Source organism: Desulforegulaceae bacterium (genome assembly GCA_034006035.1).
Taxonomy (GTDB): domain Bacteria; phylum Desulfobacterota; class Desulfobacteria; order Desulfobacterales; family JACKCP01; genus JACKCP01.
In genome coordinates, this window is the sequence record JAVETN010000001.1 from 236,046 (window position 1) to 252,724 (window position 16,679).

The 16,679-nt window shown below is 34.8% G+C and carries 14 protein-coding genes and 1 riboswitch; of the genes, 3 read left to right on the top strand and 11 right to left on the bottom strand.

Going from position 1 to position 16,679, the window contains the following annotated elements:
* Window positions 1-7: 7 nt before the first annotated feature.
* The 8 genes from RBR53_01120 to RBR53_01155 form a co-directional block, all read right to left on the bottom strand.
* Window positions 8-1,132, bottom strand: coding sequence for a transporter (locus tag RBR53_01120; GenBank protein MDY0131245.1), 1,125 nt, complete (start codon window positions 1,130-1,132; stop codon window positions 8-10).
* A 17-nt stretch (window positions 1,133-1,149) separates the two neighbouring features.
* Window positions 1,150-2,250 carry a transporter gene (locus RBR53_01125; protein MDY0131246.1) on the bottom strand — a complete coding sequence of 367 codons (1,101 nt, stop codon included), beginning with the start codon at window positions 2,248-2,250 and terminating at the stop codon, window positions 1,150-1,152.
* Complete coding sequence (locus tag RBR53_01130; protein MDY0131247.1) at window positions 2,229-2,972, bottom strand: C39 family peptidase; 744 nt, start codon at window positions 2,970-2,972, stop codon at window positions 2,229-2,231. The genes RBR53_01125 and RBR53_01130 overlap by 22 nt, the downstream gene beginning before the upstream one ends.
* A gap of 119 nt (window positions 2,973-3,091) precedes the next feature.
* Complete coding sequence (locus RBR53_01135) at window positions 3,092-3,745, bottom strand: hypothetical protein (GenBank protein MDY0131248.1); 654 nt, start codon at window positions 3,743-3,745, stop codon at window positions 3,092-3,094.
* A complete protein-coding gene (locus tag RBR53_01140) occupies window positions 3,742-4,638 on the bottom strand; it encodes a hypothetical protein (GenBank protein MDY0131249.1) in 897 nt (298 codons plus the stop codon). The genes RBR53_01135 and RBR53_01140 overlap by 4 nt, the downstream gene beginning before the upstream one ends.
* An 18-nt stretch (window positions 4,639-4,656) precedes the next feature.
* Complete coding sequence (locus RBR53_01145) at window positions 4,657-5,382, bottom strand: hypothetical protein (protein ID MDY0131250.1); 726 nt, start codon at window positions 5,380-5,382, stop codon at window positions 4,657-4,659.
* Window positions 5,383-5,458: 76 nt separating this feature from the next.
* On the bottom strand, window positions 5,459-6,232 hold the full coding sequence (locus RBR53_01150; GenBank protein MDY0131251.1) for a hypothetical protein: 774 nt from the start codon (window positions 6,230-6,232) through the stop codon (window positions 5,459-5,461).
* Window positions 6,233-6,283: 51 nt separating this feature from the next.
* Window positions 6,284-6,383, bottom strand: a riboswitch (cyclic di-GMP riboswitch).
* Window positions 6,384-6,974: 591 nt separating this feature from the next.
* The gene (locus RBR53_01155) at window positions 6,975-7,424 is read right to left on the bottom strand and encodes a CBS domain-containing protein (protein ID MDY0131252.1); all 450 of its coding nucleotides are present in this window, start codon (window positions 7,422-7,424) and stop codon (window positions 6,975-6,977) included.
* Between the two features lie 376 nt (window positions 7,425-7,800).
* Between RBR53_01155 and RBR53_01160 the strand changes: the two genes are divergently transcribed.
* From RBR53_01160 to RBR53_01170, 3 genes are all read left to right on the top strand, one after another.
* Entirely contained in the window at window positions 7,801-9,108 is a 1,308-nt protein-coding gene (locus RBR53_01160) for a putative Na+/H+ antiporter (protein MDY0131253.1), read from the top strand.
* Between the two features lie 268 nt (window positions 9,109-9,376).
* Window positions 9,377-11,095: a sigma 54-interacting transcriptional regulator gene (locus RBR53_01165; protein ID MDY0131254.1), complete on the top strand. Its 1,719-nt coding sequence runs from the start codon at window positions 9,377-9,379 to the stop codon at window positions 11,093-11,095.
* 425 nt (window positions 11,096-11,520) lie between these two features.
* Window positions 11,521-12,096: a porin family protein gene (locus RBR53_01170; GenBank protein MDY0131255.1), complete on the top strand. Its 576-nt coding sequence runs from the start codon at window positions 11,521-11,523 to the stop codon at window positions 12,094-12,096.
* 95 nt (window positions 12,097-12,191) lie between these two features.
* Here RBR53_01170 and RBR53_01175 read toward each other — a convergent pair whose 3' ends face one another.
* Genes RBR53_01175 through RBR53_01185 form a run of 3 tightly spaced genes read right to left on the bottom strand, consistent with a single transcriptional unit; the run spans window position 12,192 to window position 16,448 of the window.
* On the bottom strand, window positions 12,192-14,981 hold the full coding sequence (locus tag RBR53_01175) for a hypothetical protein (GenBank protein ID MDY0131256.1): 2,790 nt from the start codon (window positions 14,979-14,981) through the stop codon (window positions 12,192-12,194).
* Window positions 14,982-14,995: 14 nt separating this feature from the next.
* A complete protein-coding gene (locus tag RBR53_01180) occupies window positions 14,996-15,991 on the bottom strand; it encodes a hypothetical protein (GenBank protein ID MDY0131257.1) in 996 nt (331 codons plus the stop codon).
* On the bottom strand, window positions 15,975-16,448 hold the full coding sequence (locus RBR53_01185; GenBank protein ID MDY0131258.1) for a hypothetical protein: 474 nt from the start codon (window positions 16,446-16,448) through the stop codon (window positions 15,975-15,977). The genes RBR53_01180 and RBR53_01185 overlap by 17 nt, the downstream gene beginning before the upstream one ends.
* Window positions 16,449-16,679: the final 231 nt, after the last annotated feature.

Genomic DNA, 16,679 nt, shown 5'->3' on the forward strand with positions numbered 1-16,679 from the left:
CTTTAAATTAGAGTTTAAAATCAAAGGGTATGCTTAAACTAAAACTTACATCTGAGTTACTATTGAAAAGTCCTATATTTAAACTTGTATTAACTGAGCGGGTGCTTGAAATTCTCCAATTTGTGCCTATGGAAAGTGAAGATGAATAAGATGTGGGAGAAGTGCTTTTTCCTATGTTCCTCCAATAGTAATCCGTTGAGTAGCTATATGTATACTGAAACCCCACACTAACTGAAACAAGATATGATAGGGAATAACCCATCCCAAGATTGGCACTTATTTGGTTTCCCGGACTTACTTTTTCAATATAAATTCCCTGTTCTTTTTGTTCTTTGTCGGTATTGTACTTTGCATCGTCCACATCCATATTTTTGTAAAAAGAAATTCCGCCAAAGGCAATAACCGGGTCAATTGATTTGCTGAAATTTGCACCGGCAAAGACAGTGTAGTATCCATTTCCTATTGCAACCTCATCATCACCGTCCATTTTATAGGGATTGTCTCCAAGGGGGACAATTATCCCTGCATTGAGAATTGTTGTTGGAATTCCTTCTCTTGGCTTGAAGGGTTGGTATTGGATGTTAAAGCTTGGGTCTCCTATTCCACTTCCGTTTTTTGAACCTTTTTGACTGTCTATATATTCATAGGAAAAGGGGATATTTGAAGAAAGGGTGAGGTTTTTTAAAATCGGTACTTTAAATGAAAGAGAATTGGAAAGTTTATGGGAGTTTAAATGCTTTACCATGGTGCTTGTTCTTCCGTTTTCATCTTCAACTGATTGCAATTGGTCATAGGTGTCTCCTGTATAGCTTATTGAATAGGAAATGTTTAAAAGACCTGGAGTTGCAAGAGTGTATTCACGGCCGGCAGCATCAAGAATATCTTCGTCTTTTTGTTTTTTTTCTTCATCAGTTTGTTTAAGCTCGCTCATTACTTCCGAAGCTTTTTGTTTTTTTTCAATCTCAAGTAAGAGCTGTTCAAGCTTTTCCAGTCTTTCTTTTATTTCTGGAGAATTTTTACGATCGATTTCATCTGCATTGAGGTTTGAATAAACTGGTAAAAGAATAAATAATAAAATTATTAAATAGAAAAAAGGAAGTTTTTTGGTTGCTAATTGAAGTTTTGTAGCCATTTGCCTTTGCTTTCCAATCAAAGAATAAAATTAAAAGGTATTCTGAATTTAAAACTAAAATCTTCGTCATTATTTGTGAGCCCAATACCCAGTTCCATATAAATTTTTCTTTTTTCTGTGATTTGCCAGGCAGTTCCTAGCAAGAAAAGCGAGCTGGTGGTTGAAGAAGAAGAAAGTTTTCCTCTTCCTCTCCAAGTATAATCAGTTGGGAATTGATAAATAAATTTACATCCAAAGCTTATGGATACATTTTCTGAAATAACATAGCCCATTCCAGCATTAAAACCAGCCTCATCTCCAGGGTTTATTTTTTTTAAATATTCACCTGTTTCGCCAAGGTAAATTGAGTTTTTAAAATCCAGTCTTGAGTTTTTAAATTTGTATGAGTAAAAAAAGCTTCCATAAACAAGGGTAGGGGAGACTTTTTTACTCATCCCAAGTCCTAGGTTGAATGTATAAACACCTTCTCCTGTTGGGAATTCTGTTTGGGGGTTTATTTCATAGGGGCTTCTTCCCATGGGAAAGGTAAAACCAGAACTTATTGTAAACCCGGGTTTGTTGTCTTGTTTTTTGAAGGGCTGGAATAAAATTCCCATATAGGGGTCTCCAAAATCATCCATATCAGCAGTTTCCCCCTGAATATCATCATAGATTGATACAAAAGGCAGATCAATTAGAAAGGAAAGATTGTTTTTTAAAGGATATTCAATTGAAACAGTATTTACCATTCTGTGAGTTGCTTCACGCTCAAATGAAGTCCCTGATTCTTCTGCTGAACTTATTTGGTCATAGGTTTTTCCATAATATGAAAAACTATAATCTACTCCGACTACTCCTTTGGGTCTCAGTGTATATTCACGGCCCGCAGCAGATAAAAGTTTTGAATACTCGTCTTGTTCAGATAAAAAATCTTTTTTGGTTTTTTCGGTCAGAGTTTTTTTGTTTAGTTCTTCTGCACGTTTTTCAAGCTCTATGATTTGTTTATCAAGAAGGTCTTGGTTGATATCTATTTCATCTGCAAAACAGGCAACAAAGGGCAGGGTTAAAAAACACAAGAAATAAAAAACATATAATTTGCTGAATTTATTGGCCTTGATCATTTTTTGTAAGTCTTCCATGGTCCTGTTTCATCCAGCCTGTAGGTTTCAATTTTATGGGTTGGATCTATTGAGGGAGTCATCAGGGTTTCCTGAAATTCTTTGTCAATATATCTTAAATCTCTTCTTGAAAGCTTAAGGTTTGAGATTGTTTTTTCTTTATCTGCCCAGATGATGAACATTATATTGTCATCCCAGATTTTTTTAAATTTATCCATTGAGTAGCTGGAATTCCCCAGGAAAGGATCAGCAAGAAAAACATGATCTTTATAAATTCCTTTTAAAACAACAAAATGTTTATAATTGTATACCTTGATTGGAAGGATACAAGGCCAGTACTCATTGTTATTCAAGTCTTCCAGTTTAGCTTTGTAGCCCCCGCTTTTATAGCCTATGGCGTCGAGAAACTGCTGCATATCCCATAAAGAAAAAGCTCTGAGTTGTCTAATCTGCTCTTTATCGCCAAATTCCATGAGACCTCTTATAACTTGTTTTTCGCTTAAGTTTTCGTTGAGATAAAAGTTTAAAAGAGTTGCAAGAGCAGCAGAACCGCAGCTGAAATCATGCTCCTGCTTTACTATATGTCTGAAGTTTTCTTCAGTAAAAGGGATGATATCTTCTCTGATGCGAATTTCACCTTTATAGCCTGAAGAAAAAATAGCAATTTTTTTATCTGCTCCTGCTTCAGGAAAAAAATTTGGGATTAAAGCAATTAAAATTGCAAAACCTATGGCAAAGTGCATTTTTTTAATTAATCTTTTTTTAAAGTTTTTATGTTCTCATATCCTAAACACAATTTATCTTTCGGGCAACAAAAATCTGCATTGAATCCTTGTTAATACAAAAAGTTTTTTATATAAATTTAAGGCTGATCCCACCAATGGTTTGGAGCAAAAGCGTTTTGAATATTTCCTTCACTAAAACCAAGAACAGAATGAATTCCCTGATTTCCTGCCTGGGGATTTAGAATAAGAAAAAAACCCTGTCTTTCTGAACTTGAGTCAAAAGAAAAGTTTTTGGAGCCCAGGTTTTCTCTTGAATATTCCAGCGGAGGAGAGTTCCCACCTTCAAGAGCTGGGTGAAATGTTCCTGTAAATGAGTTGAAATTACCGGAAATGTTTCCATTGAGCATATTGGAACCTATTATAAGTCTTTTAAGGGTTGGATTGGCAGAGTTTAAATCGTCAAAATCCGCTTTTATAATAAGTCCGTCAATTGTTAAATTTGCAGTATTTGTTCCAATACTTATATTTGTCCAGTTTTGATCCCAGCCGTTTGCACCTTCTTTTGCATAATAGCCAAGCTTGATGGATTCAATTTCTGTAAAGGTTTCAATATGGGTATTTAAAAATATTCTTGTTGTTGTGTTAGTGGTGGTAAAATCTGAAAAAGAAATTTGTCCTGTGGTTGTTTTCATTTTTTCTTTTGAAAGTTCCTCAAGGGCAAAAGAAAAATTTACAAAAATACTGAAGAAAACAATTAGAATAAAAAGAAAGAATAGTTTAGTTTTAATCATAGATTACCCAAGTTTCTTCCAGGCACTTCAATTGTTAGTCTATGTATATTTATTCCGTCAATTGCAACGGCACCAAAATCTTTATTTCCCAAGTGGATATTTTCAATTCTTAGAGAGCCAGTGATTGGGGCTGAAACATAAATAACTGGTTCTGTATCAGATCCTGTTGGATCATTGGTTGCTCTTTGTCCTATATCAAAGGTGGCAGGAGAGTTGGTTTTAAAATTACCTAATTTAAATTTCCCTGAAGGCTGCCAGGTTGAAGGGTTTTCAGGAATGCCTGAAAACGAATCTGCAATAAATAGGTTTTGAAATCCAAGCCAGTTTCCATTGGCTTCCGGTCCGTAGTCAAATTTAAATGAATCTACCTTAAGCTGGAATCCTGTCTCAAAATCTATGCCTGAACCATGACCTCCAAAGTAAAGATTCCATTTTGGAAAACCTGTTCCTATGATCTCCATGCTTCCAATGGCTGATTGGTTAAATTCCAGTTCACCAATTTTAATAAAGGACTGAACCTCAAAATCATCAGATTCAATTGAAATATAGGGGTTTGGATATCCGCCTGAAGCTGGGTCAGAAGGGCTGGCTATATCAATGAGGATTTCTCCCATAATTCCGTCATTGTCAAAATCAACATTGCCTGTATTATAAGTGGTTAAGGTTTTTACGTTTTTAAAATTGAGATAACCCGGGGTTGGTTTATTTAAGTCATCAATTAATTTGATTTGTGAATCTTCATTGTAAAAAACTGCATTGTCAATGGCAATAGAAATACCTGCCTGGGCAGTTTGAGATTTTAACTCGTTTTCACTCATCAAGGATATTGCGAATAGACTTGAATTTGTCAGGCAGATAAAAATTATAATTGTAGTAAGGTTTTGTAAAAACATAAAGACTTCCTATTTTCTTTATTTGTTTGGACTTACTTCAACAGTGCCTCCAAAAATTACCTGGGTGGCAGGGCCCTTTTCAATTGTAAGAAGAGTCTGGTTGCTGTTCATTGCCTCAAAATCAGATCCAGTAAAAAAAACTATGCTTTTTGTTGAGTGTCCAGTTGTGGCTTCAATGGAAGGAAGTTTTGAAATAATTCCTCCTTTTATAAGGTTTGGTTCCACTGGGAGAATCCTTGAAATCTCTTTGAGGCCTGAATTTATAACACCCATTGCTGTAAGAAGAGGGCAAAAGTCTGTTGTTTCAATTATCAGGGGAGAAAAGTTAACTCCTTTTTCTTTTGTTGATTTCTTATTTTCTTCCCTGTGTATTTTATTAATTTCTGAATTATAATTTTTAATTAAATTTTTATTTAAACTAAGATTCCCGATTTGTTCACCAAAATCTTTTTTAAGTTTGGCATTGGAATATTTTCCAAAATCAGTTACAGGTTTGAAGTATAATCTAGAACCTTGATCATCTGAAATTATCTTTATTCCTGCTTTTTTAATTGAGCCGTATCCGTCGGTGTCAGTATAGATTATGGTACCATATTTAACTTTTACTATAATTTCTTCTAGCTCAATTGCTATTCCAGCCTGGCCTCTTATTTTTTTCAAATCATCCTGGTGAAGTATTTCTTTTGAGAAACAGGGAAAAATAAAAACAGAAAAAATAATTAATGTTGCAATTGTTTTTTTCATTTTTTTTTCTCCTTGGTTCAGGTTGAAAAAAACCCCGCCTTTATATTAAAGACGGGGTTAGTTTATGACTTACTTATTAATGAGGAGCTATTTCAAGGGTTCCACCTAGGATAGCCATTGTTGATGTACCTGATTTTTCAATTGTGATTAGGGCATGATTTGCGTTAAAGTGTTCCTGGTCAGCTGTTCCGTATGAATCTGTAACTATACCAGCAGCCGCATCCCAGGTACCGTTTCTTAATTTAATGGTTTTGAAATCTACTGTTGAATAGGTTTTGATTTCAACTGTAGGAAGACCGATTACAACACCACCAACTGCAAGAGCTGATGCAGGAAGAGTTGCTGCGTCCATTCCAGTTGTATTGTAGTTCCATCCAGCTGTAAGGGCCTTACATGTTCCAACATCAATTGTTAGTGGAGAAATACCTGTTGTAGTTCCTGCCATCTGGCCATTTGTAGGATCTAGAGTGCCACCGGCAATAGCTGCTGCAACACCAGCTGATTCGATAATACCAATGTCTTCTGTGTTACCAAATGTGGCTCTTAGTGCATCTACTCCATAAATATCTGCATTAAGTATTGCATTTATTGTTATAAGTTTTTGCATTTCTTCTGCCTGGTCTATCATGATACCGGCTGCACCAGTCATTCCGTTTACACCATCGGTATCCCAGAATGTGCTGTCTGCTAAACTTTTTTGATAAATTACAATACCATCAACTGCAATAGAAACCCCAGCCTGACCTGTTGCAGATCTAAGCTGTGAATTGTCCATTTTTTCAAGTGCTGATGCTGCCATTGGCATGGTGAGAATTGCTGCTACTGCTAAACCTACGATAAAACGTTTCATAAAAATCTCCTCCTAGACAGGTTAGTTAAAAAAAGTTTGTTCCAACCTACCAGAGGCAGCCTGGCCATCCTTAAAGTCTTTTCAAGTCAGTGCATTAAGGACCCGTTTGGCTTTCCGACCCCCGATTACCCGAGGTGTGGCTTTTTCTTGGCATTTTTAATTTTGTTTCCGTTTGTTAAATTTAAAGGTTAATTCCTTTTCAGTATATAATCTTTTTGGCGGAAGGTTATCCTACTGATTTTTATTTAGCTACGGAAACACTCTAAATTAAAAAGAACAGTGTTTACTGCTTGAGTGAAAGATTCTCATAACCAGGGTTTTGATGTCAATAAAAAAAATAATAAAAAGTGGATTTTTTTTAGTCTTATTTTTAAATATTTGAAATTAATAGGAATAACATTGTTTATATTTCACAGATTTTTAGTGTGAAAACTCTTTTTAAGAAATAAATTGGAACTTAGGGGTCATTTTGGAGGGGTGCTGTTAAATTTTTTAGTTTGGAGTTTGGGCTTTTATTAGGATAAGTTTCAACTGGATTTGTACAAAAAATTGTTTAGGGAATCTGAGGTTAAAATACAAATAAATTTAATTTAAAAAAACAATGTTTACTGCTTATGTTCAAAAGTTTTAAATTTAGAAATAATAAAAAGTTAGTTTGACTAACCTGATCCCAGGGTTAATTCCTGAAATCAGGTTGTTTATTGTGATGATTGTAAATTCAGTCAGTTTTTTTACTTAAAGATTATTTGACCATTGAAAAAGCTTTGATGAGATCTTTTCTTGTAACAATTCCAACAAGTTTTTTGTCTTTTACAACAGGAATCCTTTTCAGGTTCCTGTTGCCCATGAGTTCAACAAGGGCTGTTAAGCTTGAATCAGCACTGATTGTAACTGGATCTTTTGTCATAACTTTGTCAAGGGGGTGGTCTTTTACCTCTCTGTATATTTTCTCAATGTTTCCCCTGTATGCGGTTTTGCCAAAAAGCATTCTAATAGAAGCCATTGCACGGGGAATATTAGCGTCTTTTCCAACAAAATCAGATTCTGTCAAGATTCCCAGGAGCTTATTGTCTGAGTCAACAACAGGAAGAACGCTTATGTTTTTTTCCAGCATCAGGTCAGCAGCGTCTTTGAGAGTTTTATCAACGTTACAGCTAATGACATCAGTTGTCATAAATTCAGAAATTTTCATTCATCCTCCAAAAAGTTAAGCAAAATATTTTTATCTAAACACAAGATAATTTTTATTTATTAAATATTGCAAGGGAAAACTAAAATTATTAAAATAAAAAATATGACACGGTGTAGAAATTTGTCAAGACAAATACTTAAAAAATAAGACTGGAAGATTTAATCTATTTTGGAATTCTATTGACAGAGAAAACTTTTAATTACTATTTATTTTGTAATTACTTTGTCTAAACTGAAAGTTTCATGTATTTGAAAGAAAATATTTGAAGATTTTCAAAGTTTTTTGGTTTAACCGCAAGTTGTGGCAAATGTATAAATGGTTCAGTTCATTTTAGAATCTGAATAAAATATTATCAGGAATATAAGAGGAGGAATTAATGAGCCCCACATCGATTCAGGTAATAGGAACAGTTATTTTTAGTATAGCTGTTATTCACACTTTTTTGGCTAATCCCATTGTGGCCTATTCCCATAAGTTTAAAGAAGGTTCAATGGCTAACCGGCTTCTTCATTTTTTGGGGGAAGTTGAAGCTATCTTTGGTATTTGGTCAATTATATTTATAGTGTTTTATGCAGCGATCGAAGGATTTATGATAGTTGACGAAGCCAATCGTATAATTGGTGGGGCAATTCACTATATTGACAGCGTTAACTACACAGAGCCGGCTTTTGTTTTTGTAATTATGTGTATGGCAGGTACAAAGCCTATTTTAGGGTTTGCCGAAAAGTTAATTAAGTTTATTGCAAATCTTATCCCCGCCAATGGAAAAATGTCTTTTTATATTTCAGCTATGATTTTTGGTCCTCTTCTTGGTTCTTTTATTACAGAGCCTGCTGCAATGACAGTTACAGCTCTTCTTCTTCTCAAATTTTATTATTCTGAAGAAATGAGCCAGAAGTTTAAGTATGCAACAATAGGAACCTTGTTTGTAAATGTTTCTGTTGGAGGTACTCTTACACACTTTGCAGCACCTCCCGTTCTTATGGTTGCGGCGAAATGGGGTTGGGGAATGTCGCATATGATGACCAATTTCGGCTATAAGGCTGCTACTGGAGTTATTGTGGTAACCCTTGTTACTTCATTTTTATTCAGGAATGAGCTTCAAGGAGACCTTGCAGAAAGTGAAGACTCAAGTCAGGATTCAGTTCCTTTCTGGATTATTGCAATCCATATAGTTTTTATTGCTCTTGTTGTTGTAACTGCTCACCACCCAAAGTTTTTCCTTGGTCTTTTTCTCTTTTTTATTGGAATGACCCATATCACCCACGAACATCAGGATCAGCTTAAATTAAAAGAATCTTTACTTGTAGGTTTTTTTCTTGCAGGTCTTGTTACTCTTGGAGGAATGCAGGGATGGTGGCTTCAGGATCTGATTGCCAAACTTCCTGATCTAGCTTTATTTTATGGTACAACTGTACTTACAGGGGTAACAGATAATGCTGCTCTTACCTATCTTGGTACACTTGTTGAAGGTTTAACCGAATCTGCCAAGTACTATCTTGTTGCAGGTGCTGTTGCAGGCGGTGGTCTTACAGTAATTGCCAATGCTCCAAACCCAGCTGGATACGGAATTTTAAATGCTCAGTTTGATAAAGGAGGAATAAATCCCCTTTATCTTTTAATAAGTTCTCTTTTTCCTACAGCAATTATGCTTGTTTGCTATCAGTTTCTTCCAAGTTTATAAGATAATTAGCTAAAATAAAGGGCCGCTTCTTTTTGGCGGCCTTTTTGTTTTTTAATTCCCCTTTCTTGATTGTAAATAACCTCTTGAAGTTTTTTATCCAGATTTAAAAATTAAAATTTTTGACCATGATTTTTTCCCTAATTATAAAAGTATAGAATTTAATTTAATTCAAAGCTTGGTGCTTGGGTTTTTTATCATCTTTGTTGATTTATTAATATTTTTTTGGTTGTATAGTTGTTTACTCGAAAGGTTTAAGGAATAAAATTTGATGAAGAAACCTCGAATACTGTTTGTTTGTGAAAAAGATTTTAAAACTTTGAAGCTGGCAGTTCAAATAGCCTTGGATAAATATGGTGAACACGCTGGTTTTGAGGGATGTTTTACAGGAGAAGTTTCAAACAAATTATCTGATAAAAAACTTGAAGATTTTAATTTAAAAACTCCTTTTGCGTTCAATGGCAAATCCTTTGACATTATAATTTCACTTTGTAGTACAAAATCAGAAAAGTTTCGCCAGTTTGCAGGATTTCCTGTGATTGTTGACTGGTCTGATAAAATTGAGTCCGCGGTTAAAGAAAAAGCCCTTGGCCCAATACTTGAAAAAGAACTTCAATGCTTTTTTGACTCAGGTTATTTTTCCGGGATAAAAAATTATAAGTTCAATATGGATCTTATAATAAACTCTCTTGGAGATGCGGTAATAGCCCATGATTTGAATAGAAGGATTTATTATTTTAATAAAACAGCAGAACAGATTACAGGATACACTCAGGAAGAAGTTTTGGGTAATGATTGTCATGATGTTTTCCCTTCTCCAATTTGTGGGAAAAACTGTTCTTTTTGTGTAGGGCTATCTCCTGATCAAAGTTTTAAAAGCAAATCCTATAAAACAACATTTCATGATAAGTCAGGAACAAGAAAAGAGCTTAAGGTAAATATAATTCCAATCAGGGATTCTTTTAATATTCTAAGGGGAGTAACTGCTTCTATTAAAGACCTTACTGAACTTAATCTTGCCAAGGAGCAAATACTTAAAGAGCAGAATTTTAATGGAATTATAGGTAAAGATCCTGAAATGCTAAAAGTTTTTCAGCAGATAAAAGATCTTGCACTCTATGATACACCGGCTCATATCTATGGTGAAACAGGAACAGGAAAAGAGCTGGTGGCAAGGGCAATCCACAATGAAAGTATAAGAAGTTCTCTGCCTTTTGTTCCTATAAACTGTGGAGCACTTCCCGAGGGCTTAATTGAAAGTGAACTTTTCGGTCATGTAAAAGGTGCTTTTTCCGGAGCTATAAGAGATAAAAAAGGAAGATTTGAGCTTGCAGATAAAGGGACAATTTTTCTTGATGAAGTTGGTGAACTCCCTAAAAATATTCAGGTAAAGCTTTTAAGGGTTTTGCAGGAAGGGACATTTGAAAAGGTCGGTGGAGAATCAACTATCAAGGTTGACGTAAGAGTTTTAAGTGCAACAAATAGAAATTTGAAACAGGCTGTTCAAAAAGGTGAGTTTAGAGATGATCTTTATTATCGTCTTAATGTTGTTCCTATTTACCTTGTGCCCCTTAAAAAAAGAAAAAACGATATCCCGGTTTTGTGTGCCCATTTTCTCAAAAAAATTGCCAGCCGCCATAAACAGGAAAAACTTGATATTTCCAAAAGAGCCTTAAGTGCACTAATGGACTATGACTGGCCTGGAAATGTAAGAGAGCTTGAAAATATTATTGAATATTCAATTATCCATTCTTTAGGTTCTGTGATTGATTTAGAAAGTCTTCCTGAAGAAATTCAAGAAGTTGCCAAAAATAGAGATAAAACCCTTAGAACCAATAAATCAAGGGGAAAACTTAACCGGGCTGCTGTTATTTATGCTCTTGAAAAAACCGGAGGAAATAAAACCAAAGCCGCCAAGATTTTAGGTGTTGGGCGGGCTACTCTTTATAGATATTTGAATAACAATTCTGTTGATTTTGAAATCGATTGATTTTTTAAATCCAGCAATTCTCTCCAATGGGCACAACCATCAAAACTAACAATTTTATACAAACCAACAACTGATCTAAGTTTTTTGGTTTATCTGGATGTACTATGTTTACTTATCTGCATGGCTTTTGTTTGATTAATAAGGTTTGATTTGCTTAAGTTTTGTTAAATTTAAGTAAAGACTGAACCTTGTTTTATAAAAACCATGGAAAATAAAATTCTTGGTTTAGTCTTATGCCTAAAGCTTCTTAGGGTGTTGCTATTTAGACGGCTGTCAATTAAATGGCCTGAGTTCAAAGGCTTTTAAAAGATTTTACGGATGAATTTACTTGTAATTTTTCAATAAGAAATTAGACTCAAATAATATAAAGGCATTTAATGTGAGTGCTCGTTAGAGAAAATAATTATTGATCACGGAGGCGGTAAATGAGGAAAACAATTTTTAAGATTTTTACTATTGTATTTTTGGTAGCGACTATTTCAATTCCTTCTTCAGTAGTGGCAGATCAGGGTAAGTTTTATTTGGGTCCGGCCATGGGTTATAATATGGATGCTTTTAATGGAGAAATGGACAGAGATAATGCCTTTGGGTTTAATTTTGCAGTTGGTTATGATTTTACTGAACGTTTAACTCTAGAAGCACAATTTGATAAGATAAGAGAAATTGGTACAAAAAACCCAGCTTCACATGATGAGGTTGACCTTCAGGCTTATTCATTAAATTTAAAGTTTTATCCAGCCCAGACCAAAGAAAAAATTAACGGCTATGTAACTTTTGGTCTTGGATGGATGGAAGCAAAAGCTCCAGGAAAATGTTCTGATTCAATCAAAAAAGGCAGGGGAAAAGAGGAAGACTTTTGGGGTAAGTTTGGAGTAGGAAGTGATTTTATTGTATCAGATAAAATATCTTTTTTTATTGAAGCTGACTATTCCCAGGGTTTTAAGGACTTGAATCCCATTGATTTTTTCTCAGCTAAAATAGGTTTTAAAATATATCCTTGAAATTAAGATGTTTAAAGTTGAAGTTTTGTCCGGTTTATTAAAAGAATTTACCCTTCCAAACATATTATGTTTGGAAGGGTAGTTTTTATTTAAAGCTAAAAAAAAGAGTTGATAAAGCAGGAGCTTGATGAATTGTTGCTTTTTGAAGAAGACTCTTCCTTTGTTTCAGCCTCAAGGTTACTTCCAAGCCCTGAGACAGTTCTTATAATTTTTTTGTTCGGATTAAGATCGTAAATCCCGTTATCTTCAATGTTTATAAAAACTTGGTCTTTTGAATGGTTGAAGTAGGCTCCGTTTGTTAAGGGAGTATTGGAGTCAGTCATTTCTTGCCATCCTTTTGCACTATTTTCCTGATACCATTTCTGATTGTCCAAAGCTCGCTCAGGCAAATGAATTATTAATTGAGCTGCTGTTTCATCATCTTCAAGATGTTTTTCAATATCTAAAAGGTTATAGAAGATTTTATGGGGCCTGTTTCTTGGATCTGAGCCCGGAGTCTTTATCTTTACTTGTGAAAGACCCTCAATATATTTAATTCCGTAAAAATTGGATTTTTCTCCTGATTCAACAGGTATAATTCCCAAAGAGTCAAACTGATCATTTTTTTCCCTGATTATAAAATCAAATATATGTTTTGACTCAGCTTGATCTATATTTTTTATTTTAAGTATAGCAGTGTATTTTTCATTTCCTTTGACAGGGGGAGCAACAAATTTTGCTTTTTTAGAATTCTTTCTTGAAAGATATACAGGAGGATTTCCGTTTATCACCTCCCAGTGCCAGGAAATTATTCCTTTGTCATCATTAGATTCAGAAGCGTCGAGAACAAGATTGTCTCCTTCGTAAGCCAGGTTTGTTTTAAGATTATTTTTTGTCATAAATCCTTTTGCATGGGGAAAAGAAATATTGTTATCAAAAACTTTTGCTATAATAGAGAAAGTGTTTATTGTGTTTTTGTCTGTAACAAAGATTTCACTTTCACCTTTTAGTTTTCCTGTAACAGTTACTGTTCTTCCAAGAACCGAGGTTGAAGCTATATCCGCCCTTCTTGAGGAGGTTTTGAAAGGAGGGATTCCACCGTATATTTCAAAAACATCAGTTGAACCTTTTCTTATATAAATCAGATTTTTATCAGGAAACATTTCCTTGATAATTATTTTTACCTCATCTTTTCCCTTTGAGTTTCCTGAATCTTTTACGGTAAGTTTTATTAAATGGGTTCCGCTTTTTAAATTATTTAATTTAAAAGAGTTCCCATTCCCAAGCTTTGTTATTTCTCCGTTAAGGTCTGAACTCCAGAAAAGATTTTCCGGAGGAAGATCTCCGTCTTCCATGTCTATTCCTATTCCATGAAAAACAACATCCTCCCCTCTTTCATATTCAGGATAGTCAGGGAAATCAGGTAGTGATTTGTCTGGTTTGAGTATTTTGGCAATAGGAGGCGTATTTCCGTATATTATTGTTGTTTCAGTGGTTGCTGAGGCACCGTATGAATCTGTGGCTTTTAAGCTTATTGTATGGATTCCAGCACTTAGATTCGGATTGAAAATTACTTCTCCAGTTCCTAAATAGCCGTCTCTGCTTGAGTTCCATTCAAGAGCTGTTCCCGGAATCATACCGTCTTCATAATCTTTTGCCTTTCCTGAAAGTTCAACCAGTTCCTTCTCGTCAAAAACAGTATTGTTTTTAGGAGAAATAATTTCAGGTACAGGGTACTTATTCCCAGTAACAATTGTAATTGAGGTGGAATTTTCAAATCCGTCACTATCTGTTGCTTTAAGGGTTATTGTGTGGTTTCCTGGGCTGAGATTTCGTGGTTTAATTTCTGTCCCTGTTCCAATGAACCCGCCAATATCTGAAAACCATTCAAGCCCGGCTCCTGTTATATAACCGTCCTCTTTGTCTGAAGCATTACCTGAAAAAACAATGGATTCATTTTCATTGAAAATTTTATTGTTTAAAGGGGAGCTTATTATAGGGAGAGGTCCTTCATTAGTTATTTCAATTGTGATTTGTGTTGGGTCACTCAAAAAACCGCTTGAATCTTTTACTGTAAGTGAAATTTTGTGTGTTCCTGGAGAAAGCTTGTCTGTATATACAAGAGGGCCGATTCCAAACTTACCGTCAAGATTTGAAACCCAAATTAATGTTTCATTTTGGATATCGGGTTCTTCAGCATCTTCTCCCCAGCCCTGAAAAAGGATTGTGTCCTGGGAAGTAAATTCAGAGTTATCATCAGGAGACTTTATTATTGCAACTGGTTTTGTGTTTATTACTTCTATAGTAACAGATTCCTGGGTTGTTTCACCGCCCGGGTCTGTTACAGTTAATGTGATTTTGTGGCTTCCCGGAGAAAGGGTGGAGACTTGAAAGTTTGCCCCGGTTCCAATGCTTCCGTCAATATCTGAAGTCCATTTCAGATACTTGTCTGGCAGACTGGTGTCACCATCTGAAGCATTTCCCTGAAACGTTATTTTGTTGTTAGCATTATACTTTTCCTCTTTCTCTGGAGAAAGGATGTTTACTGTGGGGGGAGTATTGACTATTGTTATTTTTATTTGAGCACTGGCTGTTTCTCCAGCTTCGTTTTTTACAGTAAGTGTAATAGTGTGAGTACCAACGCCAAGGTCAGATCTTGTCAGATTTTGACCGTTGCCAAGAGCTCCTTTTTCACTTGAGTTCCAGGTAAGAGAGTTTTCTATAATAGGAATTTCCTGTGCATCTGGGTCATGTGCATTTCCTTCAAAATATATAAATTGTCCCAGCTCAAAAGTTTTACTGTCTGCTGGTTTTGTTATTGTTACTATAGGAGGGGCTGTAAAACCAAGACGGGATAAAGCATTTAAAAAAAACAATATAAATAACAAATACTTAAGTTTATTCATTTTGTATCCGCAAATCAGTTTATTGTGATGGTTATATCATCAGTATCAACTGCACCATTTTTGTCAGTAACAGTGAGGGTGATAGTATGAGTGTCGATTGGAAGAAAATTTATTGCAAGATCTCTTCCTTGACCAAAATTACCGTAAACATTTGATCGCCATTTAAGTTCTGAACCGTAAAGCTCCCCGTCTTCATTATCCCAGCCTTCTCCGTTGAAAGTTATTGTATCTTTCAGATTAAAAGAAGAACCGTCCTGAGGATAGGTTATTTTGGCTTCAGGTCTTGTGTTTTTAATTGTTATTGTAACAGGGTCTGCAAAAGCCTGTAAACCTTTTGAGTCTTCTGCAATAAGGGTTATGGTGTGGGTTCCTCCGGAAAGATCGTCCCTGATTAAGGTTCCACCTTCTCCAAGTTCTTTATCTATATTTGAAAACCATTTTAGCCTTTTCCCTGAAAGATTACCATCCTCTAGATCTTCTGCGGTCCCTTCAAATAAAATCAGGTCTCCTGAATTGTATTCAGCATTTTGATAAGGCAATCTTAAAAAAACAGAATGGGGCGGAGTGTTTTGGTCGTCTTCTTGGAGAGAAAATTTGATTTTTGCCATGCCAAGATTCCCTTGAGCATCATTAGCTATGAGTGTTATTTCGTGAGTTCCATCACTTAAATATTTTGGATTAAGCAGATTCCCATTACCAAGATGATCATCTTGACTTGAAGTCCATATCAGGTTTGAGCCTGAAATGGGCAGCCCTTTATGATCATAGGCATTTCCAAAAAAAGTTATAAATGATCCTGAATTGTAAACAGCTCCGTCACTTGGAGATATTATTGAAACTGCAGGGGTAACTTCTGTATTTTCAGGAGATTCAGAGTCTTCTGTTTTGTTCTCCTTGGTAACACTGCTTGAACTGCTGCCCCCTCCGCTGGCAATTATGGTAAAAAGCCCGAAAAGAGTTATTAAAATTAAAATAATTTTTTTTGTTATGTCTTTATTTTTTTCTGACATAAGTTCTCACCTTTGTAAAATAAAAAACAATTGATCTTGATAAAATCAGAAATATCAGTCCTGATAACCCACCTGCAACAGCCATGCCAATATCCATGGGATCATAGGTACCCTTTTTAAAGTAGTTGTTTAAAGGCAAAAATATACCAGCAGAAAAAACTTTATTGAAAAAATCAGGATATTTTTGGCCGATTTCAAAAAATATTTGAATTGCTATCCATGAAAAACTTAAAAAAAACAAGGAACTTATCTTTTTTTTTATAAAAGGTGAAGAAATTAGAATCATTGAAAAAGTGTGAAAAAAAACAGGTGATGAAAACTTTATAAGACCAGGTAGATTAAATGAAAGTTCCTTTGGAAGAATAAAAAAAAGAGAATTTTGCCTTCCAAACCAATACACTGAGCATCCCCCAAGAAAGAAGATTATACCTATGGTAAAGTTTAGCCGGTTTTGCATTTGTTTTTCCTTAAACAATTTTTAAAAAAACTGTTAACTTTTTATTTTATGCTTTATCAAATCTCATGCTTTATCAGGAGTTTGTCTTTATAAAGTTTTGAAATAAAAGTCTTATTCTTTGGGTTTCAATCTTTTTTTAGCCTCAATAAATATTTATATCGGAAAAAGTTTTTTAAAATTTAGGTAATTTTTTGTTTTTTACCCGGGCAACTTTTTCCGTTGTTTATTTCA

What these genes read in the sequence shown, in the direction of transcription:
- RBR53_01185 (MDY0131258.1), bottom strand. Translation starts at nt 16,448, where the DNA reads ATGCAAAACCGGCTAAACTTTACCATAGGTATAATCTTCTTTCTTGGG.
- RBR53_01165 (MDY0131254.1), top strand. Translation starts at nt 9,377, where the DNA reads ATGAAGAAACCTCGAATACTGTTTGTTTGTGAAAAAGATTTTAAAACT.
- RBR53_01135 (MDY0131248.1), bottom strand. Translation starts at nt 3,745, where the DNA reads ATGATTAAAACTAAACTATTCTTTCTTTTTATTCTAATTGTTTTCTTC.
- RBR53_01145 (MDY0131250.1), bottom strand. Translation starts at nt 5,382, where the DNA reads ATGAAAAAAACAATTGCAACATTAATTATTTTTTCTGTTTTTATTTTT.
- RBR53_01140 (MDY0131249.1), bottom strand. Translation starts at nt 4,638, where the DNA reads ATGTTTTTACAAAACCTTACTACAATTATAATTTTTATCTGCCTGACA.
- RBR53_01180 (MDY0131257.1), bottom strand. Translation starts at nt 15,991, where the DNA reads ATGTCAGAAAAAAATAAAGACATAACAAAAAAAATTATTTTAATTTTA.
- RBR53_01160 (MDY0131253.1), top strand. Translation starts at nt 7,801, where the DNA reads ATGAGCCCCACATCGATTCAGGTAATAGGAACAGTTATTTTTAGTATA.
- RBR53_01175 (MDY0131256.1), bottom strand. Translation starts at nt 14,981, where the DNA reads ATGAATAAACTTAAGTATTTGTTATTTATATTGTTTTTTTTAAATGCT.
- RBR53_01155 (MDY0131252.1), bottom strand. Translation starts at nt 7,424, where the DNA reads ATGAAAATTTCTGAATTTATGACAACTGATGTCATTAGCTGTAACGTT.
- RBR53_01170 (MDY0131255.1), top strand. Translation starts at nt 11,521, where the DNA reads ATGAGGAAAACAATTTTTAAGATTTTTACTATTGTATTTTTGGTAGCG.
- RBR53_01120 (MDY0131245.1), bottom strand. Translation starts at nt 1,132, where the DNA reads ATGGCTACAAAACTTCAATTAGCAACCAAAAAACTTCCTTTTTTCTAT.
- RBR53_01150 (MDY0131251.1), bottom strand. Translation starts at nt 6,232, where the DNA reads ATGAAACGTTTTATCGTAGGTTTAGCAGTAGCAGCAATTCTCACCATG.
- RBR53_01125 (MDY0131246.1), bottom strand. Translation starts at nt 2,250, where the DNA reads ATGGAAGACTTACAAAAAATGATCAAGGCCAATAAATTCAGCAAATTA.
- RBR53_01130 (MDY0131247.1), bottom strand. Translation starts at nt 2,972, where the DNA reads ATGCACTTTGCCATAGGTTTTGCAATTTTAATTGCTTTAATCCCAAAT.